The sequence below is a fragment of the Pedobacter ginsengisoli genome, from assembly GCF_002736205.1.
GTDB classification, from domain to species: Bacteria; Bacteroidota; Bacteroidia; order Sphingobacteriales; family Sphingobacteriaceae; genus Pedobacter; species Pedobacter ginsengisoli_A.
The window spans coordinates 4,418,942-4,441,035 of the sequence record NZ_CP024091.1 but is presented as its reverse complement, the minus strand read 5'-3'; the positions used below and the strand labels follow the sequence as shown (position 1 = coordinate 4,441,035).

The window sequence follows — 22,094 nt, the reverse complement described above, 5'->3', positions numbered from 1 at the left end:
TTAAGGGATATTGCACATGTAAAATAAATATACAAATGAAAAGGGGATTTTTTACTGCATTAGTAACTATATTATTTCTTCAACTGGCAAACGCACAAACTATTAAAACAGGTGTGCTGGTTATTGGCAACGGCAGCAGTGCCGCTGCTGCAAGTATTCAGTCAAGTGTTTCGGGTGCAAAAACAATTGTATTACTCCCTGGAGAAGGTTTTGAAGCAACGCTCACTTCTGGGAATTTGTCTGCCGGCATTGAGGCGGATCTGTTTAAGGGCCTAAAGACTAAAGATGTAACTAAAGTAAACTCCGTTATAAAATCATGGACAGACACACTTAAAAACTTAACTATAATAAAAAAAGCCAACTGGATTAAGTTAAAAAGATCTGGAAGCGGGTGGAGTGTTCAATTAAATGATGGCAGAACAATCAAGGCTATTGCATTGATAAATGCTGACAGAACGGGAAAAGTAAATGCTGCTATTCCGGTTCGGACAGCCGTTAAGCCGTGGCATTTGCTTAGCTATGAAAATACCCTTTACAGAACAAGCATAGCCTCAGGGCAGCAAGTTGGAAATACATCTTCAAATCTGCTATTTCTAAGTGATCTGCTTATTCCTGAGCAAGATAATCTTGTGCTATTAAACTCTGGAGATGAAAGTTTTATTGCTGGACAGGCTGCTGGTGCAGTAGCTGCTTATGCAGCGTTTTTCAAGACAAAGACATCTGTAGCGCCTTTAAAAGAGATTCAGGGGGAATTAATAAAGTACCAATTGTCTCTGATGCCATTTACCGATATTAAGCAAGCTGATACCAATTGGAAATCTATTCAATTTTTAGGACTCTCGGGTTTTTTAAAGACAAACATTACGAATGGTGGGGCTAATTTTGAGCCTGAGCGTACAGTTTCGACCGCAGAAATAAAGGACCCTATTAAAGAGTATTATTATAAAGCCCAAATTTGGTTTGATGAGCATAAGGAGCCTGATATGACTATTGGTGCAACATTAAATCTTGTTTGCTATGTAGGAGGGAAGTCGCCAAAGAACACTGAAGATGAGATTAAAAAGAACTGGAAAAAGATATATAACTTTAAAACAGACTACGATCCAAAGCGCAATATTACACGCAGAGAATTTGCCGTTCTGGTGAATGAATATTTAAAACCATTTGGGGTTAATACCGATAAAACAGGAAGAGTACAACGTTAAAATAAAAATAGACAAAAACTAATTTGTGTTTTTGAGATATAGATTTAGTCTATGTGCCTATCAAGATTAAGTATCCGCTATATCCTGAATATGGTTGTTTTTGAGTGCAGATAGGCTTACCTTTGCACCATCAAAAAAAATAAAACACAAAATATAATTATGGCTATAGTAGGAAAAAAATTCCCAAGTGTAAGTATCGATGCGATGTCAGAAATGGGTGACGATTTAAAGATCAATGTATTTGAAGAAGCAGTAAGTAAAGGGAAAAAAGTTTTATTATTCTGGTATCCAAAAGATTTTACTTTTGTTTGTCCAACAGAATTGCATGCTTTTCAGGCAGCATTACCTGATTTTGAAAAAAGAAACACTATTGTAATTGGTGCATCATGCGATACAAATGAAGTTCATTTTGCATGGTTAAACACGCCAAAAGATAACGGTGGTATCGAAGGTGTAACTTATCCGATTTTAGCAGATACTCACAGACAATTATCAAACATTTTAGGTATTGTTGAGCAAGAGGTTGAGTATGATGAAGAAGGAAATGAAATTTTCTCTGGTTCAAACGTTACTTACAGAGCCACCTATTTAGTTGACGAAACAGGTAAAGTTTTCCATGAAAGCGTTAACGATATGCCGGTAGGTAGAAATGTTAAAGAATATTTACGTTTAATTGATGCTTATGCTCATGTTCAAAAACATGGCGAAGTTTGTCCTGCAAACTGGGAAGAAGGCAAAGAAGCAATGAGTGCAAACAGAACTGGCGTTGCTGAATACTTAAGCGCTAACTAATCAACTAATTTAAAATTATGTTTTTAGAATTAACAGAAGATAATCTTCAACAATATGTTGCTGAAAACAAGAAAGTAATGGTTCAGTATGCTGCATCATGGTGTGGTAACTGTCGAATTATGAAGCCGAAGTTTAAGAAACTCGCTGCTGAAAACGAAGATGTTGCTTTCTTAATTGTGGATGCCGAAAAACTTCCGGCTTCACGTAAACTGGCAACTGTAGACAATTTACCAACTTTTGCTGCTTTTGATGGGGGGGCTTTGGTAGATCAGGTTCAAACGAACAAAGCAGAAGTATTAAGCGAATTATTTAATAAAATAAAATAATGAAAATCCCGGTTATAAGACAGCTATTCCAAAATAGTACTCCAGAAAATCTTGAAGCAACCTTAACTGTTTTAGAAGCTTTTTGTGAATTCAGAGGGGTAAGTGAGAAAGAAATTGATGTAGCAGGAGAAATGATTACCAATATCTGTGGAGCGCTTGAAGTTCATGAGAATGTAAAAGCAGGAGCACTTGAAAAGGATGCGTTAAATGCATTCGGTCAAAAGGTAATGGGATCAATTGATAGGCATTAATTTAGCAACATAATGAAAAGGGGTTCACTTTATTGATGTGACCCCCTTTTTTATTGTTTTATGCCAGGTTGCGGCCTGCGTTTACAACGCCATAAACTGTTCTTATTGCAAGCTTTTCGTAAGCTTGTTTTTCTTCTTCTGTTATTTTGTTTTGTAGCTGTTCCAAGGCGTAATGCTGTATAAGTACCAACGGCAATACAATCTTCTCCCTAACGGCAATAGAGCGCTTCTCAACAGGGTAATTCTCCATCAATGTCTCATGGCCTGCTAATTTTAAAAGCATCTCTTTAGAAAGCGTAAATTCGTCAAAAAGGATTTTCCAGAAAGCACCGTACTCTTTATCGTTTATAAAGTGGGCAGTCACAGCAAAGTCCGACTTACTCATAGACATCATACAGTTATCAATGATTGTTTTAAAGTAACCTGATTCCTGATAAGTTTTAACAACCTTATCCCAGTTTCCTGCTTTTTCCTGGCTCTTCAATGCCGTACCCATACCATAAAATCCAGGAATGTTCTGTTTAAGTTGGCTCCATGCAGTAACAAAACTAATTGCCCTTAAATCTTCCAGTTTTAATGAACCCCCAGCATTTCTTTTTACCGGTCTGCTACTGATTGTAATTTTAGATAATAAGGTAAGTGGCGAGAATTTCTCCAGATAACTTAAAAATAATGGATGTTTACGCAGCGCAACGAATGATTCGTAGCTTTCCTGTGCCATTAAATCCAAAAGGTTTTTATGAACAGGATCCAATAAAATGTTATGTCTTTCCTTAATACCTGCAGAAATACCAGCGTTTATTAACTGTTCAATGTTAAATTCGGCACTGTCAATAGAGCCGTACTGAGAACTGATTGTCTGACCCTGAATCGTCAATTGAATATTTTTATTTGCAATTTCTTTACCCATAGAGGCATAGAAACGGTGCGTTTTACCTCCGCCTCTCGAAGGTGGGCCGCCACGGCCATCAAAAAATGCAAGTTGAATATTGTGTTTATTAGCAGTTTCTGTTAAGGCAACTTTAGCATTAAAAATAGACCAGTTAGCCATTAAGTAACCGCCATCTTTTGTGCTGTCAGAGAAACCAAGCATAATATCTTGTTTGTTGCCTCTTTTTTCTAAATGTTTCTTATAAAACGGATGAGAATATAAAGTTTCCATAATAGCCCCGGCATCGGCAAGGTCATTTACTGTTTCAAATAAAGGAACAAAATCTATAGAAAGATCGTCCTCTTGCCATCCATTCCATAAAAACAGTTCTATCAACTGCAAAATATCACTGGCTTGCTGGCAGTTACTGATAATGAACCTGTGGCAGGCAAGTTCCCCATTGCTTTGCTGTATTTGTTTAACTTCAGTAATGGTTTGAAGTGTGTCCTGAACTAATGAATCAGCCTTTTCGTTATGTGATACCCTCGCACTTTTAAAGGTAAGGATCTTAATTTTTTCTTCTTCCGATAAGCTGTCATAGTTCTCCGGGAACAGAGAATTGATCGGTTTGCTTTGTCGGCAATAAGCATGCACATCCCTTAAAACTCTGCTGTCCTGTCTAATGTCGAGCGAAGCAAAATGACTTCCATAAAGTTCAACTTTGCGGATCAGGTCAGAAACAATATCAGCAAACAAGCCGTCATGGCTTTCAATAAGTGTATTTTTAATTTTATTCAAGTGTTCAATCAGAAATTCCGAGATGTTTTCCATTTCGATATTCGGATCAAATGCATTTTTATATAATACCTCCTGAACTATCGAGATAGGCTCATCAACACCTCTAAAGGTGATGCGTCTTTTCAGGTTTCTAAAATCTCGGTAATAGCATCTGAATAGAATCTGACGGAGCATTTTTGATACCTGTACGGTAGATTCTGTATGTACATTCGGATTTCCGTCTCTATCGCCACCTGGCCAAAAACCAAGTTCTATAATCTTTTTAGACTCCAGACTGTAATCATTCAGGCTTTTGTCTATTTCTGATTGAATATTGGCTGCAGCAAAATAAAACACATTTTCAAGGTACCAGGCTAAACTCAGCGCCTCATCAACCGGAGTTGGGGATTTTTTATTGAAAAATGGCGTTTTACCTAATTGCTGAAGCAAAAGGTGGATGCTGGTAATGTCGTTAATTTTAATGGCAGCAGTTAGGTCTGTGATGATTGACAGTACGCTGCCCGGATAAAATTGAGTAGGGTGTGCTGTTAATACCAGCCTTAAAGAAAACTCTTCAATCAGCTTTTCTATTTTCTGGTTTAAAGAACTATCATCAATTCCTTTTTTCAGGTAAGAAAGTAGCGCATTATGCTCATCAGAAGCATTAAGTTTGTTAAAAGAGGCATCTTCAACAGCATCAAATAACACCACCTGGCGCTCAATATACTGGATAAATCTGAACAGAAGATCAATCACGTCCTTAGCCCCGTTATTTTGTGTATACTTCTTAAAAAAAGCATTAATAATTTCTGCCGGAGTTTCATGGTTATTTACACCATCTTCACAGTATTTTATAAACAGTGGCAGCAGTGTGCCGGTGTCTTTAATCTTGTAAAAAGGAAGGGTAAGGAAAAGGCTGTTATAGAGTTCAAATCGGGATACTACTTCGTTGTTAAATACTGATTCTCTCTGTCCTTTTGCGCGTTGTTTCTGCATCATATTTAAAGGGTATTTTTTCGCGCTTAAGCTACCAAAAATGATTTAAAAAAAAGACCCCTAAGTGCTATTAATTTAATTTTGATTTTTTTACAAAAAAAACTAACTTAGTACCATAGAGGTTAAACAAATCCTTTTAAACTTATGTGCTGATTTGAGGGCGGAAACGCAATAAATGAAGCAATTTAATTGTTAATTTTTTGGGGTAAAACAGCCGTTAAGATTTTCTTAACGGCTGTTTTGTTTAATGTAAATCTGCCGGAACTTCAACATTCTTTTTGAACTTTTGAAGGTATAGCAGCGGAATTGAACACAAAAGTATCAGTCCGGCCACCCAATATGCATCACTGTAAGTGAGTAGTAATGACTGTTTGGTAACTGTCCCTTCTATGGCTTTTACAGCCAGTGATTTTGCGTCCAGATAGTTATATCCCTTGGCCATAAAATTCTTTATAAAGCCATTAAAACGGTCGGTAAATGCAGGGTTATATTCATTAATATTTACAAGTAAATTACTGCGGTGAAAACCTTGTCGAACATGGATCAAAGTTGTTAATGCAGCAATACCAAATGAGCCGCCAAGTTGTCTCATCATATTGTTCAAACCAGAGCCTTGCCCAATCTCGGCACCTTTTAAATCCTGGATGGCAAGCGTAGTTAACGGAACAAATAATAGGGCCATGCCCACACCTCTTATCATCAAAGGAAGAAAGAAATCGTTAGTGCCCGATTGTAATGTTGATTTACTCAGCATAGAGCAAAAAACAAAGAACAAGAACATACCTATGGTAGCCATAAACTGCGCAGGAATACCTTTTTTTAGAAATATCCCTATAAACGGCATCATCACAATGGTACACAACCCACCAGGGAACAAAAGCTCACCCGTCTGCAGAGGCGAAAATCCCAGTAAATTCTGACAAAACACAGGGAACACGAAAACTGATCCATAAAGACCAAAACCCAGAATAAACGAAGTAAACATACCCACAGAGAAACTTCTGTGGCGCATAATTTTAAAGTTTACAATAGGATGGTCGGTACTTAATTCCCTCCAAATAAATAGTAAGAGCCCAAGTACAGAGGTAACTGCAAGCGCTGTAATGTACGGAGTGGCAAACCAATCTTCACTTTCACCTTTTTCAAGAACAGTTTGTAAACTTCCAACAGCAACAGCAAGTAAGGCAATTCCCCACCAGTCAACAGGCATTCCTTTTCCGTCTTTTGGCGTCTCTCGTACAAACATATAGGTGCAATAAGCCGCCAGTATACCTACCGGAATGTTTACATAAAAAATTAACGGCCATGAACTAATCTCCAGCAGATACCCACCAATTGTTGGGCCTACAGTAGGTCCAACAACGGCACCCAATCCAAACAAAGCAGTTGCAATACCAACATCTTCTCGTGGCCAGGTCTCAATTAATATAGCCTGAGCAGTCGAAATTAAGCCCCCTCCGGCTAGCCCCTGTAATATTCGGAACAGGATCAGCTCTTCGAGGTTGGTTGCATTTCCGCAAAGAAATGATGCAACGGTAAAAAGTATAATAGAGAACAGGAAATAGTTTTTACGGCCAAAACGACTACCCAGCCATCCTGACATAGGCAGTACGATTACGTTAGCTACAGCGTAGCCTGTTGATAACCAGGCAACATCCTCTAGGGTGGCGCCAAGGTTACCTTGTATTTGAGGAATAGCAACATTTACAATAGTGGTATCAATTAGCTCCAAAAGCGAAGCTGTGATCACTGTAAAGGTTATTATCCACTTTTTTAAACCTTTCTCGGCCATTTTTAATCTTTTATAGAAACAGAAACCTTAACACTCATGCCGGGGCGTAGTTTAGCCAGGACCTCTTTTGGTGCTTTAGTGATTTTTATTTTTACTGGCACGCGTTGTACAACTTTTACAAAGTTACCGGTGGCATTATCAGGAGGTAATAGCGATCCTTTTGCGCCGGTAATAGGAGCAAAGTTGTAAACCTCGCCCTCAACTTCCGCATCAGGATAAGCATCCACGTCCACTTTCACCTTTAATCCCGGGTTGATGTCTTCAAGCTGGGTTTCTTTAAAGTTGGCAGTAACGTAAATACTATTTTCGTTAACAACAGAAAACAAAGATTGTCCGGCTTGTACCAACTGGCCTTTTTGGACATTCTTTTTAGAAACAATTCCTGTTGCAGGAGCCTTAATGTCTGTGTAGGATAGCTGTAATTTAGCAAAATCCACTTCCGATTGATGCTGAGTAACACCTGTATTGCTGACTACTAATTGCGATTGAGTGGTGCCAACCTGCTTAACTGCGGCATTATATTGATCCTGTGCAGCAGTAAAAGCAACCTGTGCCGATTCTTTTTCGGCTTTGGCTTGGTCAAATTGTTGTTGAGTTATAGAGCCATCTTTAATCAGGTTTGCATAGCGGTTAAAATCTTTCTGAGCTAATGCTAATTTAACTTTTGCAGCTTCAATATTGGCCTTAGCAGTACTTGTGTTGGCAACCGTGGCAGCAATTTGCGATTCAGAAACACCTACGCCTGCACTGGCTCCTTTTTGTCCGGCCATAGCCTGTTCCAGCTTTACTTTATAGTCGCTGTCGTCAAGCTTTACCAGTACATCGCCTTCTTTTACAAGCGTGTTTTCTTCAAATTTAATTTCCTTTACATAGCCACCCACACGTGCAACTACCGGACTAATATCTCCATCAATCTGAGCGTCATCCGTATCAACGTGTTTGCTGTAGTATATATATTCTTTGACGCCAAATATGGCCCCAATTAAAATTAATACCCCTAATATAATTGGTATAACTTTGTTTTTCTTTTTCTTTTCAGTTGTCATTGCTGTAATTTGTTATGGAGTTATTGGGCGATTTTTCCTGTTGATTTTAGTAGCGTGTAATAGGCAAGTCCTGCATCTGCTTTAGCTAATTCCAAGTTAATTTTAGATTGGTATAGCAACGTTTCGGCATCGATACGATCAATTGCAGAGGCTACGTTATTTTTGTATTTAGAAGCTAGTAAGTTGTCGTTTTCAGTAGCTTGGGTAATTGAAGTTTCAAGCACTTTAATTTTACCTAAAGCCAGCTGATAATCCTGGTAATTTTTGTTGATCTCTGTTTTAACCTGATCGGATAAAATATCCTTTTGGATACTTACATTTTTCTGCTGAATCCTGGCTTCGGTTACTTTATTTTTATTGGTCCACAGGCTTCCTATATTCCATGAAATATTTGCTCCCAATGTCATTGGCATAATGTACTGATTAGTAGGAGGGATAAATTTGCCGCTTGGATTAATATAGTACAGGTTTGCACCAACACCAACAGTTGGTAGGGTATTGGCCTGAATGGATTTAATATTAATATCGGCAACTTTATTTTGTAAGTCGACCTGTTTTAATTCCTGGCGATTCGATAATGCTAAATCCAGGTATGAGGTTAATGGCGAAACCGGTTTTATTGCATTGTCTGGCTCCGAAATTTCTATATCAGTACTTTCATCCAGTCCCAGTAAAATATCCAGGTTGTAGTTAATAACCTTTCTGTTGTTCTCAATTTCCATTTCAGTTAGCGAAACGTTGGCTTGCTGAAGCTGAAACCTTAAAACATCGTTTTTAGTTACTATTCCCTGCTCAAAAAAGCGTTGTGATTGTTTTAACTGACCGGCAATAGATTCCAGATTTTGTTCAACAACCTTTTTGCTTTGCAAAACCTTAAATAACGAATAGTAAGTATTTATTACAGCATAGCTAACCTCTTCTTTGTTTTTATCAGCATCAAGGCGTGCCACATCCGTAAGCAATTTTGTCGATGCTTCAGCATACTTCAACTTACCTCCTCCATACACCAGCTGTTCTACAGCAGCAGTACCTATAAAGGCATCAGCTCTGTTGGGCAAATGAATAGGATCCGAACCACCAATGGTTAATTTATTGGTAGGGATTTCGGCATGGTTGTATAAAAATGAAGCGTTAGCTGTAGGTAGCGCATTGTCTTTAACAGAAGCAAGTTTCGAAACCGCTTCATCAATTTTACTTTGCGAAAGCCTTAAGTTTTTGCTGTTGCTTATGCCTAAGTCAATTGCTTCCTGCAGACTTAGCTTTTTTATGTTTTGGGCATATAGCATTCCGGGAAGCAGAAATGCCACAAAGCTTAATTTAATCGTGTTTTGTATCATTGTTGGGGTGTTAGGTAAATAGTGATGAGCTCTTTTAAATGAATAATTAAGCGATCTGAAATGATTTTACGATCGTCCTTGTTATTGATGTCGAGCGTAGTTCCTGAGGTTATTTTAGAAGGAGAGATAGCAACGTAGCTTATGGTGCCCATTACAGTTGCAATCAGCATTTTTACATCTACTTTTCTAAAGCTTCCATCTTCAATTCCATCTTCAATTATGTGCTGTATAACCAAAAGGTTTTCAGCCATTGCATTCTTTATGGTGATAAACATTTCAGGCCTTTGAGATAGCGATAACTCTCTGTGCATCATTTTATGAAAGGTATGATTACATAATATGCGGTTTGCATACCCATCAACAACCTTTAGTAGTTTTTCCATTCCGGTTAAACGGTCTTTGCTAATGCTATTCAGTTCATCCTTGAATCCTTGTATCCGGTTATTCATCATTTCAACGAACACGCCTTCTTTTGACCCAAAATAGTAGTTAATCATAGCCATATTTGCGCCAGCCTCTTTCGCAATCTGACGGGTTGAGGCTCCTTCATATCCTAATTCAGCAAACAGCTTTGATGCTGCTTCCAGAATACTCGATCTCTTATCTGCTTTTTCCATGTAATCAAATTGTGAGGCAAAATTAATCAATCGATTGATTAATTTATGCTAATTTAATCGACATAATGTTTGTTGACTTTGTGTTGACAAAAGTCAAACCTGTAAAGCAAGCGAACAACAGTATGCAAAACAAAAAAGCCTGCCCAAAATATGAGCAAGCTTTTTATAACTATCTTATTTTGAGACTAGTTTCTTTGCTGATCAAGCCATTTTTTCTCAACAACATAAGAAATAATTAGCCCCAAGCCTCCAAAAATGAATATCGATCCAAAATAGACCGCTACAGCCTCTTCATCATCTATACCCGATTGCAGTACGCAAAACAATGCGGTTAGTATGCCTAAGCCCAAACCCACCATAAGCAGTCCAAATTTTAAGCTCAGGAAGGGGGTAGGCGCGCTTTGTCTTGTTTTGGCAATTCCTGGATCAATCCCGCGTTCAATCATCGCCATTTTCTCCTTATTAGACATGTATCTTATGCCAAAAACCATTGCTGTTGCGCAAACAAAAAGAGATATAAATACTAATTCCGGTCCCATGTTATTCTGTTTTATGTTTTAAATATTTTATTGTTTTGAATCTGTGTTCTGTGTGCTATGACTACATCAAAATATATCAGGTTACACAGATTTTAAAAAAATGTTTGTTGCTGTTATTTTATCTTTATATAAATTTTGAAATACTTTGGATGAGCTTATAAAAAAAATAAACAGCATTTATCCGCTAAAGCCTAATAACCTTAAGCTTTTGCTCAATGAAATGCATAAAATAGAGTTGCCCAAAAACAAGGTTTTAGTAGAAGCCGGACAAATTGGTCGCTCGGCTTATTTTATACAAAAAGGGATTGTGCGGGCCTATTGCGAAGGAAAAGACAATCAAATCACTTTTTGGTTTGGTTTGGAGGGTGATTTTGTATTTTCTTATAATAGCTATATAAACGGACTACCGGGTTACGAGAGTATCGAGTTATTAGAAAGCAGCGTACTCTACGAAATTAAAGACGAAGCCCTGCAACGCTTATTTCTTGAGCATACAGACCTGGCAAACTGGGGCCGTAAACTGGCAGAACTTGAACTGATTAAGCTCGAGGAACGCTATATTTCAAGATTGTTTAAATCGGCATCCGAGTGCTATGCTGAACTGCTTAAAAACTCTCCAGGCTTAATTCAAAGAATCCAGTTAGGGTATATAGCATCTTATCTTGGTGTTACCCAGGTAACGCTTAGCCGGATTCGTGCAGAAATAAAGTAGCAAATTCATTTTTTAACATTTGTAAAAAAATGCCCTGTTAATTCGCCCTAATTTTGCAGAAAAAAAAATTATGAGCTGGATTATTTTAATTATTGCCGGATTGTTTGAGGTTGGGTTTACAACATGCTTAAAGCTATCAAATAACTTTACCAACTTTAAATGGAGTGCTGCTTTTGCGGTCTGTATTTCATTAAGTTTTTACTTCTTAAATAAAGCAACTCAAACTTTGCCAATGGGAACTGCATATGCTGTTTGGACCGGTATAGGTGCCGTAGGGACAGTAGTTGTTGGCATAATATACTTTCAGGAACCGGCCAATTTCTGGCGCATCTTCTTTATCGCAACTCTAATAGGGTCTATTCTAGGTTTAAAATTCTTTGCCGGAAGTCATTAATTTTAATGAATTGTTGTAACCTGCAGTCATGACCCGGCGTCATAGCCTGTATATGCAGCAACAGCAAACAGATCAGGAGCTAATTGCACAAGTGCTTAGGGGTAATACCTCTGCCTATTCGGAATTGGTAAAACGCCATCAGCGCTTTGTATTTACCCTTGCTGTGCGTTTTGCTAAAAACCGCGAAGACGCGGAAGAAATAGCTCAGGACTGCTTTGTAAAAGCATATAAAGCTTTAGGGACTTTTAATCAAACCGCTAAATTTTCGACCTGGTTGTATACCATTACCTATACTACCGCTATGTCTTTTTTGCGCAAAAAGCGGATAGAAACACAGTCAATAAATGGCAGCGAAAATGATCTGGAACTAGAAGGACATCAATCAGATCTGAGCAATAACCTGGCTGAAAGAAAATCTGTAAATAAATACCTTGATGAAGCAATAACAACACTATCAAATGATGATATTGTAATAGTTACCATGTTTTATAAAGGTGAGCAGAGTTTAGAAGAAATATCGCAGGCATTAAATATGCCTGCAAATACAGTAAAAATAAGGCTGCACAGGGCAAGGGCTAAACTGAAAGATAGATTAGAGGTTTTACTAAAAGATGAGGTAAAGGAATTGTTATGGAACTAAAAGATGAAGAATTAACCGAATTACTGAAAGGCATGGAGCTCGAAGAGCCATCAATGTCTTTTACACGTAATGTAATGGAGCAGGTAAAGTTCGAAAAACCTCCTGCATCACTAAAAACAAGGGTTGATAATCGAATTATTTACGGAATTGCAGCAATTTTTGTGGCATTTATTGCTGGAGTTATTATATATGCAATTGCCAATACTACAGCTTCTTACAAATTGCCGGAACTTAAAATGGACTTCAGCGAGGCTGTAGACAAAACATTAACCCCGGGGTTTTTAATTGCTTTCCTGTTTATTGATGTAATTATAGCTTTAGTATACTTTGATAGTATCCTGAGACGGAAAAGGATTAAAGGCCTTTAAAAAGGCTATTTTATCTCAATAGGGAGCTCAATATAAGTCTTATCCCATGCAATGATCAGATTAGCACCTTTGTCTTGTTGGCTAAAAGTAATGCATAAAGATTCAACTGTATTCGTCAATGCCTTTACAGGAACATCAACCCTTACTATATCTTTCTCGTGATTATAAATAAGCCCCCATTTATCAGTCTGCTTGTTGATAATTATTGTCCAGATTTCCTTATTTGGAATAGCAAATAAGCTATAAGAACCAGCTTTTATTCTTTTGCCGCCAATAATAACCGGCCTATAAAGTTTTATTTCTGTTGCTTCATTTGCGCCAGCACGCCATACTTTGCCAAATTGTTCAAGTATGCCAAAAATTTCACGGCCTTTTTTAGAAGGACGAGAATAAACAACCTTAATCAGGGGCGAAGAATTGTCTTTAGCTTTTGCAACATTTACAGGGAAATATGCAATATCAGCAGGGCTGGAATCAACGGCGGGGAATTTTACATCCTGAGCCATAGTTTTACCGGCAAACAGGGCAAGCAAGGCCAAAAACAATATTTTCTTCATAGGGATGAGGTGTGATTAAGAAAACCCCGATTTAGTATTCGCGTCCTTTTACGATTCCATTTAAGAAAATGGCGCCAAAAATAAAGCCGATAATACCACCGAGAATTGCAAATCCAAAGCTTCCGGTAATAATAACAGCAGTTAAAATTCCAAAAAACATACCTAAAATGTAATAAACCCAGTCAAAACTGTTGTTGTTTTCTTGTTCAGTCATTGTTAAAATACTTAGGTCGCAAAGGTAAGTGTTAAGTTGCACAATAGAAAGTGCAAAATTGTGTTTTTATCTGTGTTTCTGTTGGGCAGAGTTGTAACAGAATCGGGTCAGGGCCGTAATTTACTTAGTAAAGGGTACCTTTTGCCAAACAATACCCCAACTTGCTACGAGCCCGTTACAACTCTGATAGAAGCTAAGGTGCGGTTTGTTCATTATAAATGATAGAAAAGCTGATGTGAATTCAAGGGGGAGCCATGTTTGTCTTGCCATTTTTGTAATATTGTTAAATGGACAATGATTTGCATTACAGATTCATTAAACCCGAAAAACCACTTTCGGAGTTTGTGGATAGCTTTTGGTGTTTGCATAATCAATCTGATAGTGGTAAAGAAACAATAGGGCTGCCCGATGGGCGTATTGATTTGTTCCTTTTTAAATCATCCGAAGAACCGTTTCGTATTGTACTTATTGGTCTTGGCACGCTTCCGCATGAACAAGCCATTATACCCTCCAATAGCCTGATGTTTTCCATTAGCTTTAAATTACCTGCCGTTGAATATGTTTTTGGCAATACAATATCGGACATCATAAACAGCGGAAGGCTTTTGCCTGAACATTTTTGGGGCTTTGCAGAAGATGATTTGCAGGATTTTGATCTTTTTGTACAAAAAGCTACGCTAAAGATTCAATCGCTTTTACCTAATGAAATTGACGAACGCAAACGCAAATTATTTGAATTGATTTATGCTACAAAAGGAGCAATTACGGTAAAAGAGCTTTCAGAAAAAGTGTTTTGGACCAGCAGGCAAATTAACCGCTATTTTAACCAGCAATTTGGCATTTCGCTTAAAGCATATTGCACCGTTTTAAGGTTTAGAGCTTCGCTTGAACATATTGCACAGGGGAAGCTATTTCCGGAAGAAAATTTTTCTGACCAAAATCATTTCATCAAAGAAATTAAGAAGTTTTCGGGTGTGGCACCTAAAGAATTGTTTAAAAACAAAAACGACCGATTTATACTATTATCATCCCTGATCAAGAAATAGTTTTGCATTGTAAAACAAATTTCAAAATTATGTTGATAGGAAATAAAGCCGTTGCTGTTGTTGGTGGTGGAATGGGAGGTTTAACTTTGGCTCGCTTATTACAAATGAAAAATGCCAATGTAAAAGTTTACGAAAGGGATGCCAATCGTGATGTTCGCGTTCAAGGTTCTACTTTAGATTTACACGAGGGAACCGGTTTGGAAGCCATGAAGCGGGCAGGTTTACTGGACGAATTTTATACCCACCACCGTCCGCTTGCAAGTAAGATGAGGATTGTTGATGAAACGCTTTCAATAAAATTTGACGATCATGGCGATGAAAAAACAATTGCAGAGAACCGCCCGGAAATTGATCGTGCGCCTTTGCGCGATATTCTACTGAACTCACTAAAAGCGGATACAGTTGTATGGGATAGTCATTTTGTTTCGATGGAGAAACAAGGTGATGGCTGGCTGTTGCATTTCAAAAATGGAACAAGCGTTTATGCTGATTTGGTTATTGCTGCGGATGGAGCAAACTCAAAAGTGAGGGGCTATTTAAGTACTGAAAATCCGGTTTATTCTGGGGTTACGCTGATTGAGGGGAACATCTATAATGCAGAAAGAAATACACCTAAGCTTTTTGAGCTTACAAAAGGCGGAAAGGTTATGGCCTTTGGTAATGAGCAATTTATCGGCTATGGTACAAAAGGTGATGGCTCAATTATGTTTGTTGCAAGTTCTAAGGTGCCAGAAAACTCTGTTAAAGAACGCGGTATTGATTTTAAAAATAAAGAGCAGGTTTTTGAATGGTTTAAGCAAGAGTATGCGGGTTGGAGTGATGAATGGCATGAATTTTTTACGAACGATGACGTACATTTTATTCCACGGCCACAATATTATTTTCCGATGGATCAGACATGGGAGACACAAGAAAGCCTTACTATGATTGGAGATGCTGCACATTGTATGCCTCCGTTTGCCGGAGAGGGAGCGAATGTTGCCATGCAGGATGCGTTTGAATTGGCAGATTGCTTAACGGGGAACAAATTTACAGATATCAAAACTGCGATCTCCCATTTTGAAAAAGAAATGGTTAGAAGAGGTGCTGAAGCTACTCGGGATACCCTAGAGAATACAGAAAGAATGCACTCAAAAACCGCTTTGCAACAAATGCTTTTGTTTTTTAGCATATAAACGGAGACTAAATTCCTTTATCCACGCAATAATGTATATCGCAGTGCCATGCAACCGCTGCTTAGCATTTGTGATGAGGTTAGTTTTAAATCCAGATTTTCCGGTAAGGACATTTCAGTAAACAAGCGCCGTCCCTGCCCAACGATTAGCGGATGAACAACCATGTGGAATTCATCTACCAAGCCTAATTCGATCAATCTGGCGGGTAACTCTACGCCGCCTGTTGAGATCGCTTTACCTGGTTGCTGTTTTAACTTGAGGATTTCTTCTTTCAGGTTATCGCGGATTATGATTGTTTGTTTGTCATTTGCACTGTCGGCACTGTGCGAAACCATAATACGCTTAATATTAGCAAAGACCTTGGCAAATGCGTTTCCAGACTCATTCATTGATTGTGTTTGGGCTACCTCAGGCCAGAAAGGGACCATCAGCTCATAAGTTTTTCGTCCGTAGATGATCAGGTCAGTTCCTTCAAGTAGTTCCCTGAAGTAGTCTTGGATATCATCTGTGCCACTGAATCTGGTATGATCGCAACAACCATCCAAGCTAATGTTAATGCCATAAATAAGCTTTCTCATTACTGCCCTGGTTTATTAATGATTGAGACGGTGAGCCGACTTACACAATTCATTTTACCCTTGTCGCTATAGATTTTGATTTCCCATACATGAGTTTTTGCACCAATATGGAGGGCTTTGCAGATGCCGGTTACGAGCCCACTTTTTACCGGGCGCAAATGATTTGCATTTATCTCCAGCCCAACTGCTACATACTTTTCTGGATCGATACACATGTAAGATGCAACACTTCCCAGTGTTTCGGCCAGTACTACTGAAGCCCCGCCATGTAAAATTCCTGTGGGCTGATGGGTCCGTTCATCAACCGGCATGGTTGCGGTTAAAAAGTCTTCGCCTACCTCGGCGAACTGGATGTCTAAAAAGCCACCCATATGATTTTTGGGTTGGTTATTTAGCTTTGCGGGTGAAAATTCAGTAAACCAGATCATAAGTACCTTTCTTTAATAACACTAATGTGATGTATAATATGGCCGGCCATTACAAATAGCAATGCCCTTACGGTAATCTGTCGTTCAGAAGCTGTTCCACTTCTGTTAAGTTCCTTTTCTGTAAGCGAATTTATTAAATAAAGGTTGGATTTGCGCAAAAGAGCAAATTCTTCTGAAAGGCTCAGTAAACTCCTGTCTGAAAAGTGGGCATTTGCAACATAGTCATCCTCCTCAAATCCAGGGAGTGCATGCTGCTCTCCGCGGGCAAAACACATTAGCCTGTAAATGAATACCCGTTCTGCATCTATAATATGTCCAATAACTTCTTTAATGGTCCATTTTCCGGGAGCATAGGCATAATCGGCCTTTTCTACCAAGGAATTAATAAAATCAGGGAAATCTGTGGTTTGTTTTTCCAATATTTCCAATACATCATCGCCAACAAGCTTAATGTATGTTTCGCCCCAGGCGGGATACTCATGTGTTTGTGGTCGGTTCATAAGTTATACTGCTTTTTAAAACGATACGAAATGTGGTGCCTTTGCCAAGTTCAGATTCTTTAACAAAGATCTGTCCGCTATGATAATTCTCAATAATCCGCTTGGTAAGTGACAAGCCTAATCCCCATCCCCGTTTTCGGGTAGTATAGCCGGGCTGGAAAACGGCATCAAATTTAGACCTGGCAATACCTTTTCCAGTATCAGTTACATCAATAAAGACTTCTTCTTTTGCCAGGTTTTCTATAATGTTTATAGCAATGGTGCCTTCGTTTTCAATAGCGTTGGCGGCATTTTTAAGTAGATTTTCAATTACCCAGTCAAACAGGGGGACATTTAACAAGGCGCGTACCTGCTCATCTCCGCCAATTGTAAAGACAATCTTGTCTGATGTGCGCAGTTTAAAATACTCTACAAAATTATAGATCACAGTGTATACCACATGGTCTTCTACAATTGGTTTGGAACCTATTTTTGAAAAACGATCGGTAATTACTTCAAGTCGCTTAATGTCGTTTTCCATTTCGGCAATGAGCGGGTCCTCTTCGGCATCAAATCTTGATTTTATAAGCTCAACCCAGGCCATGAGAGAGGATATAGGGGTGCCAAGTTGGTGTGCTGTTTCTTTTGCCATACCTACCCATACCTGGTCTTGTTCAGCCTTACGGGCAGAACTGAAAGCAACATAAGCCGTAAGTAGGAATAGGGCTATTACGCCTAATTGTATGTAAGGGAAATAACGAAGCTGTGTTAAGGTTGGAGAATCTTTATAGAAAATCCACCACCGTGTACCGTCTAACCCGGTAATTGGGGTTGGAGGGTGTTGCTTTTTCATAGTCCGTAATTCGCGGGCAAAATAGTCGGGGTCGTAGGTTATGCCCTTCTTTTTTTCGAGATCGTAATTTGTCTTGGTTGAATCCAGACCCTGAAAACTAAGGATTTCCATTTTTGTAGAATCCGTCATGATAACAGGAAGCTTGGTATTGGTTCTTATAAGCTCTATCAGGCTGGTATAGCGGTCATCATCGTACATTACCAGCGACTGTTCGGTTACTTTTACATAAAGTTGAAGCTGTAATTGCTCCTCGCGCTCCATTTTTTTAACAAAGAAGTCGCTGTAAAATACTGATGCTGCTCCAATAATAATGGCAAAGAACAGCAAAAAGAACTTCCATCGTCGTTTTTTCTCGTAAGGATTCATAGAATATGAAAAAGGCAAATTACAAAAATATATCTTTGCAGTGTTATTATGGAAAAGAAAGTAAGAGTAAGATTTGCCCCTAGTCCGACAGGAGGGCTGCATTTAGGTGGTGTACGTACCGCTTTGTTTAATTATCTGTTTGCTAAAAAACACAACGGAACGTTTGTTTTGCGTGTTGAAGATACTGATCAAACCCGTTTTGTTGAGGGTGCAGAAGAATATATTGTTTCGTGTTTGGAATGGTGTGGAATGTCGCCGGATGAAAGCCCGCAAAAAGGTGGTGAATTTGGCCCGTACCGTCAGAGTGAGCGTAAAGCGACTTACAGACAATATGCAGATCAGCTAATTGCTGATGGCTATGCTTATTATGCTTTTGATACTCCGGAAGAACTGGACGCGAAACGTAAGGAGGTACCTAATTTTACTTACGGACTTGCAACACGCAATGGAATGCGTAACTCACTTACGCTTAGCGAAAATGAAGTTGCAGAACTTTTGGCCAATAACACCCCGCATGTAGTGCGTATTAAAATGCCTGAAGATGAACTGGTTTCTTTTACAGATCTGATTAGGGGGCATGTAAGTTTCGATACAAATTTAGTTGACGATAAAGTTTTGTTAAAGGCAGATGGCATGCCTACTTATCACTTAGCCGTGGTTGCTGATGATAAAGCAATGGAAATAAGTCATATTTTTAGAGGAGAGGAATGGCTTCCGTCTGCTCCGATACATATTTTATTGTGGCGTTATCTTGGATGGGAGGATGTGATGCCTCAGTGGATTCACTTGCCGTTGATATTAAAACCCGACGGGAATGGAAAATTAAGTAAACGCGATGGTGACAGGTTAGGGTTCCCGGTTTATGCACAAAACTGGACTGATCCTAAAACAGGCGATTTAACTAAAGGATTTAAAGAGCTTGGCTTTATGCCAGAGGCTTTTGTGAATTTATTGGCCATGCTGGGATGGAATGATGGTACAGATCAAGAACTGTTTTCGTTAGCTGAATTAATTGAAAAGTTCTCGGTTGAGCGTATAAGTAAGGCGGGAGCAAAATTCGATTTCGAAAAGGCCAAATGGTATAACCACGAGTGGATTAAAAATGCTGATGCTTTAAAATTAATACCTACGGTAAAAGCCGCTTTTACGGAGCAAGGCATAGCAATTAAAAGCGAGGCTTATTTACTTAAAGTAATAGATCTGGTTAAAGATAGGTGTAACCTGCTGGGAGATTTTGTTGCGCAGTCGGCTTACTTTTTTGTTGCCCCTGCTGAGTATGATCTGGCTGCTGTAAAACCAAAGTGGACAGTTGAAAAGGCCACATTTTTTGAAGCTTATGCTGCGTGGATAACTGATAATACTACTGCTTTAGAGTTAGAAGAGAAATTTAAGGATCTGGCAGCAACACATCAGTTTAAACCTGGGGAGTTGATGTTGCCATTTAGAATAATGCTGGTTGGAGGTAAATTTGGCCCTGGGGTATTTGATATTGCAGTTGCTTTAGGCGCCGCCGAAACTATCCAAAGAATAAAGAATGCATTAGTTGCTTTTAACTAATTATTTGTAATTTGGTATAACAATTGTCTCGGATTTTTGTCTTATCAAATTAAAAAATAATTGTATGCAGTGGTTCGGTAAAGGAAGCGGTAATATTGACGATAGAAGAGGAATGAGTGGTGGTACCATCGGCGGTGGCGTTGGTATTATCATTGTAGTTTTAGGTCTTCTTTTTGGAAAAGATTTAACAGGGTTGGTTAGCCAGCTTCCTGTAAACAATGTTACACAATCTGAAGGGAAACAAGGGGATCCCGCGGATGCTGAAGGTAAATTTGTTGATGGCGTGCTCGAATCGACCAACCAGGTTTGGGAACAACAGTTTCAAAATCTGGGCCAGCAGTATGAAGAGCCAAGGATGGTATTGTTTACCAATATGGTTCAATCGGCCTGTGGAAATGCAAGTTCCGCAGTAGGACCTTTCTACTGTCCCGGAGATCATAAAGTTTATATTGATCTGTCCTTTTATCAGGATTTAAAAAACAGGTTTGGTGCTGCAGGGGATTTTGCTCAGGCTTATGTAATTGCACATGAGGTTGGCCATCATGTCCAGAATTTATTAGGCATATCTGATAAGTTACAAAGAGCCAGAGGGCAGGTAAGTGAGGTTGAGTATAACCGGCTATCGGTTAAGCTGGAACTACAGGCAGATTTCTTTGCCGGTTTGTGGGCGCATCATGCCCAAAATTTAAAAGACTTTAAATTAGAAGAAGGAGATATTGAGGAAGCTTTAAATGCCGCTAATGCAATTGGTGATGATAAATTGCAAAAACAGGCTCAGGGCGAGGTTGTTCCGGATGCTTTTACTCATGGTACATCTGCGCAAAGAATGTACTGGTTTAAGAAAGGTTTTGAAACCGGAGATATTAATCAGGGCGATACATTTAATTCAAGGCAACTATAAATAAGCCGGGAGTTTGCAATTTTTTTGATATATAAATAAGTTTAAACGCTTAATATTCTCTGGAGTTGTATAACTTTAGAGCAAAACTATTATACAAATTAATTTTGCTAATGCAATTTAAAAGCTTATTCCCCTTTAATAATGATATTAATTGTAGATGATACTCCAGAGAACCTTATCTCTTTAAAAAGGGTTCTGGAAAGGCATAATTTTGAAGTTGATACTGCATCATCAGGAGAAGAGGCCTTAAAAAAGGTTCTTAAGAATGAATATGTACTGATTATTCTGGATGTGCAAATGCCTGGTATGGATGGCTTTGAGGTAGCTGAGGCGATATCTGGTTACAGCAAGGCTAAAGAAACAGCAATAATCTTCCTTTCGGCTGTAAATAAAGAGCTCAAGTTTATTACCAGAGGATATTCTTCTGGTGGGCTCGATTATATTACGAAGCCTGTTGATATGGATATTCTTCTTTTAAAAGTAAAAACGTTTTACCGCATTTATGAGCAGAGCAGGAAGCTTATTGAGATTCAAAAGGCTTTGCTTGACGAAATTGAATACAGAAAGCAAGCCGAGCGTAAAAAGGATGAGTTTATTAGTATAGCCAGTCATGAACTTAAAACGCCCTTAACAAGTGTTAAAGGATATATGCAGCTGTTGGGAAGAAGTGTTGAAAAAGGAGATATCCCAACGGTAAAGAAACACCTCGAGAAAGCACAGATCCAGTTAGAGAAGCTTCACGAGCTGATTGCCGATTTATTGGACATATCAAAAATAGAAAGCGGAAAACTTAAGTTCAATAAGAAAACCTTTATAATTGATGAACTTTTGGATAGTGTAATTGACATTATCCGTCAGTCAAATCCTGAGTTCAATATTATTATTAAAGGGCAAAAAGGCATTGAAGTTTATGCTGACGAAATGAGGGTTGAGCAGGTAATTATAAATTTTTTAACCAATGCCATTAAGTATTCGCCGGGAACTGATGAGATTCACATAAATGTAGATTTAATTGACAATAAGATTTATGTGGGTGTTAGAGATTTTGGGATCGGTATTGCTGCGGATCAGCAAAAATCGGTGTTCGATAAATTTTATAGGGTTGAAGAAACTTCGATACACTTTCAGGGATTAGGTATCGGGTTGTTCATTACTGCTGAAATTATTAAAAGGCATGGAGGTGAAATTGGGGTTAAGAGTACGCTTGGAGAGGGCTCCGAATTTTATTTCATTTTACCACTAAATTCTGACACTGATGCAGATTAAAAAGACATTAA

Annotated in this window: 25 protein-coding genes; 13 read left to right on the top strand and 12 right to left on the bottom strand. The window is 38.6% G+C overall.

From position 1 onward, the window contains the following. The first annotated feature begins 35 nt into the window (after positions 1 to 35). From CPT03_RS18455 to CPT03_RS18440, 4 genes are all read left to right on the top strand, one after another. The gene (locus CPT03_RS18455) at positions 36 to 1,205 is read left to right on the top strand and encodes a hypothetical protein (RefSeq protein WP_099440209.1); all 1,170 of its coding nucleotides are present in this window, start codon (positions 36 to 38) and stop codon (positions 1,203 to 1,205) included. A 159-nt stretch (positions 1,206 to 1,364) separates the two neighbouring features. Next, positions 1,365 to 1,997: a peroxiredoxin gene (locus tag CPT03_RS18450; protein ID WP_099440208.1), complete on the top strand. Its 633-nt coding sequence runs from the start codon at positions 1,365 to 1,367 to the stop codon at positions 1,995 to 1,997. 17 nt (positions 1,998 to 2,014) lie between these two features. Beyond that, positions 2,015 to 2,323, top strand: coding sequence for a thioredoxin family protein (locus CPT03_RS18445; protein WP_099440207.1), 309 nt, complete (start codon positions 2,015 to 2,017; stop codon positions 2,321 to 2,323). Next, the gene (locus CPT03_RS18440) at positions 2,323 to 2,574 is read left to right on the top strand and encodes a DUF6952 family protein (protein ID WP_099440206.1); all 252 of its coding nucleotides are present in this window, start codon (positions 2,323 to 2,325) and stop codon (positions 2,572 to 2,574) included. Before CPT03_RS18445 ends, CPT03_RS18440 begins: the two co-directional genes overlap by 1 nt. 58 nt (positions 2,575 to 2,632) lie before the next feature. On the opposite strand, the gene CPT03_RS18435 is transcribed toward CPT03_RS18440, so the two are convergent. The 6 genes from CPT03_RS18435 to CPT03_RS18410 all read right to left on the bottom strand — a co-directional run bounded on the left by CPT03_RS18435 (position 2,633) and on the right by CPT03_RS18410 (position 10,549). Continuing rightward, positions 2,633 to 5,221: a phosphoenolpyruvate carboxylase gene (locus tag CPT03_RS18435; RefSeq protein ID WP_099440205.1), complete on the bottom strand. Its 2,589-nt coding sequence runs from the start codon at positions 5,219 to 5,221 to the stop codon at positions 2,633 to 2,635. A gap of 241 nt (positions 5,222 to 5,462) precedes the next feature. Further along, entirely contained in the window at positions 5,463 to 7,010 is a 1,548-nt protein-coding gene (locus CPT03_RS18430) for a DHA2 family efflux MFS transporter permease subunit (protein ID WP_099440204.1), read from the bottom strand. 2 nt (positions 7,011 to 7,012) lie between these two features. After that, complete coding sequence (locus CPT03_RS18425; RefSeq protein ID WP_099440203.1) at positions 7,013 to 8,056, bottom strand: HlyD family secretion protein; 1,044 nt, start codon at positions 8,054 to 8,056, stop codon at positions 7,013 to 7,015. A gap of 20 nt (positions 8,057 to 8,076) precedes the next feature. Beyond that, the gene (locus CPT03_RS18420; protein WP_099440202.1) at positions 8,077 to 9,393 is read right to left on the bottom strand and encodes a TolC family protein; all 1,317 of its coding nucleotides are present in this window, start codon (positions 9,391 to 9,393) and stop codon (positions 8,077 to 8,079) included. After that, positions 9,390 to 10,010, bottom strand: coding sequence for a TetR/AcrR family transcriptional regulator (locus tag CPT03_RS18415; RefSeq protein ID WP_099440201.1), 621 nt, complete (start codon positions 10,008 to 10,010; stop codon positions 9,390 to 9,392). The genes CPT03_RS18420 and CPT03_RS18415 overlap by 4 nt, the downstream gene beginning before the upstream one ends. A 185-nt stretch (positions 10,011 to 10,195) precedes the next feature. Further along, positions 10,196 to 10,549: a DUF6249 domain-containing protein gene (locus CPT03_RS18410; RefSeq protein WP_099440200.1), complete on the bottom strand. Its 354-nt coding sequence runs from the start codon at positions 10,547 to 10,549 to the stop codon at positions 10,196 to 10,198. Positions 10,550 to 10,694: 145 nt separating this feature from the next. Here CPT03_RS18410 and CPT03_RS18405 point away from each other — a divergent pair, with 145 nt between their 5' ends. The 4 genes from CPT03_RS18405 (at position 10,695) to CPT03_RS18390 (ending at position 12,663) form a co-directional block, all read left to right on the top strand. Further along, entirely contained in the window at positions 10,695 to 11,261 is a 567-nt protein-coding gene (locus tag CPT03_RS18405; RefSeq protein WP_245869886.1) for a Crp/Fnr family transcriptional regulator, read from the top strand. A 70-nt stretch (positions 11,262 to 11,331) separates the two neighbouring features. Then, positions 11,332 to 11,655, top strand: coding sequence for a DMT family transporter (locus CPT03_RS18400; RefSeq protein WP_099440199.1), 324 nt, complete (start codon positions 11,332 to 11,334; stop codon positions 11,653 to 11,655). 28 nt (positions 11,656 to 11,683) lie between these two features. Next, positions 11,684 to 12,295, top strand: a complete 612-nt coding sequence (locus CPT03_RS18395) for an RNA polymerase sigma factor (RefSeq protein WP_245869885.1) — start codon at positions 11,684 to 11,686, stop codon at positions 12,293 to 12,295. Further along, positions 12,286 to 12,663, top strand: a complete 378-nt coding sequence (locus tag CPT03_RS18390) for a hypothetical protein (RefSeq protein WP_099440198.1) — start codon at positions 12,286 to 12,288, stop codon at positions 12,661 to 12,663. The genes CPT03_RS18395 and CPT03_RS18390 overlap by 10 nt, the downstream gene beginning before the upstream one ends. Before the next feature lie 5 nt (positions 12,664 to 12,668). Here the strand turns inward: CPT03_RS18390 and CPT03_RS18385 are convergent, their stop codons facing one another. Both CPT03_RS18385 and CPT03_RS18380 read right to left on the bottom strand, forming a co-directional pair. Further along, complete coding sequence (locus CPT03_RS18385) at positions 12,669 to 13,220, bottom strand: DUF2911 domain-containing protein (protein WP_099440197.1); 552 nt, start codon at positions 13,218 to 13,220, stop codon at positions 12,669 to 12,671. A 31-nt stretch (positions 13,221 to 13,251) separates the two neighbouring features. After that, on the bottom strand, positions 13,252 to 13,434 hold the full coding sequence (locus tag CPT03_RS18380; protein ID WP_099440196.1) for a hypothetical protein: 183 nt from the start codon (positions 13,432 to 13,434) through the stop codon (positions 13,252 to 13,254). A gap of 287 nt (positions 13,435 to 13,721) precedes the next feature. Here CPT03_RS18380 and CPT03_RS18375 point away from each other — a divergent pair, with 287 nt between their 5' ends. Together CPT03_RS18375 and CPT03_RS18370 are read left to right on the top strand one after the other, a co-directional pair. After that, positions 13,722 to 14,480: a helix-turn-helix domain-containing protein gene (locus tag CPT03_RS18375; RefSeq protein ID WP_099440195.1), complete on the top strand. Its 759-nt coding sequence runs from the start codon at positions 13,722 to 13,724 to the stop codon at positions 14,478 to 14,480. A 29-nt stretch (positions 14,481 to 14,509) separates the two neighbouring features. Then, a complete protein-coding gene (locus CPT03_RS18370; RefSeq protein ID WP_099440194.1) occupies positions 14,510 to 15,655 on the top strand; it encodes an FAD-dependent oxidoreductase in 1,146 nt (381 codons plus the stop codon). A gap of 17 nt (positions 15,656 to 15,672) precedes the next feature. On the opposite strand, the gene CPT03_RS18365 is transcribed toward CPT03_RS18370, so the two are convergent. Genes CPT03_RS18365 through CPT03_RS18350 form a run of 4 tightly spaced genes read right to left on the bottom strand, consistent with a single transcriptional unit; the run spans position 15,673 to position 18,359 of the window. Beyond that, entirely contained in the window at positions 15,673 to 16,233 is a 561-nt protein-coding gene (locus tag CPT03_RS18365) for a dihydrofolate reductase family protein (RefSeq protein ID WP_099440193.1), read from the bottom strand. Beyond that, entirely contained in the window at positions 16,233 to 16,661 is a 429-nt protein-coding gene (locus tag CPT03_RS18360; protein WP_099440192.1) for a hotdog fold thioesterase, read from the bottom strand. The genes CPT03_RS18365 and CPT03_RS18360 overlap by 1 nt, the downstream gene beginning before the upstream one ends. Beyond that, positions 16,658 to 17,161, bottom strand: coding sequence for a DinB family protein (locus CPT03_RS18355; RefSeq protein ID WP_099440191.1), 504 nt, complete (start codon positions 17,159 to 17,161; stop codon positions 16,658 to 16,660). The genes CPT03_RS18360 and CPT03_RS18355 overlap by 4 nt, the downstream gene beginning before the upstream one ends. Continuing rightward, positions 17,139 to 18,359: a sensor histidine kinase gene (locus tag CPT03_RS18350; RefSeq protein WP_099440190.1), complete on the bottom strand. Its 1,221-nt coding sequence runs from the start codon at positions 18,357 to 18,359 to the stop codon at positions 17,139 to 17,141. Before CPT03_RS18350 ends, CPT03_RS18355 begins: the two co-directional genes overlap by 23 nt. Before the next feature lie 48 nt (positions 18,360 to 18,407). On the opposite strand from CPT03_RS18350, the gene gltX reads away from it, so the two are divergent. From gltX to CPT03_RS18335, 3 genes are all read left to right on the top strand, one after another. Next, positions 18,408 to 19,916, top strand: coding sequence for a glutamate--tRNA ligase (gltX, locus tag CPT03_RS18345; protein ID WP_099440189.1), 1,509 nt, complete (start codon positions 18,408 to 18,410; stop codon positions 19,914 to 19,916). Positions 19,917 to 19,980: 64 nt separating this feature from the next. Further along, the gene (locus CPT03_RS18340; protein ID WP_099440188.1) at positions 19,981 to 20,817 is read left to right on the top strand and encodes a neutral zinc metallopeptidase; all 837 of its coding nucleotides are present in this window, start codon (positions 19,981 to 19,983) and stop codon (positions 20,815 to 20,817) included. 141 nt (positions 20,818 to 20,958) lie between these two features. Next, positions 20,959 to 22,083, top strand: a complete 1,125-nt coding sequence (locus CPT03_RS18335; RefSeq protein ID WP_099440187.1) for a hybrid sensor histidine kinase/response regulator — start codon at positions 20,959 to 20,961, stop codon at positions 22,081 to 22,083. Positions 22,084 to 22,094: the final 11 nt, after the last annotated feature.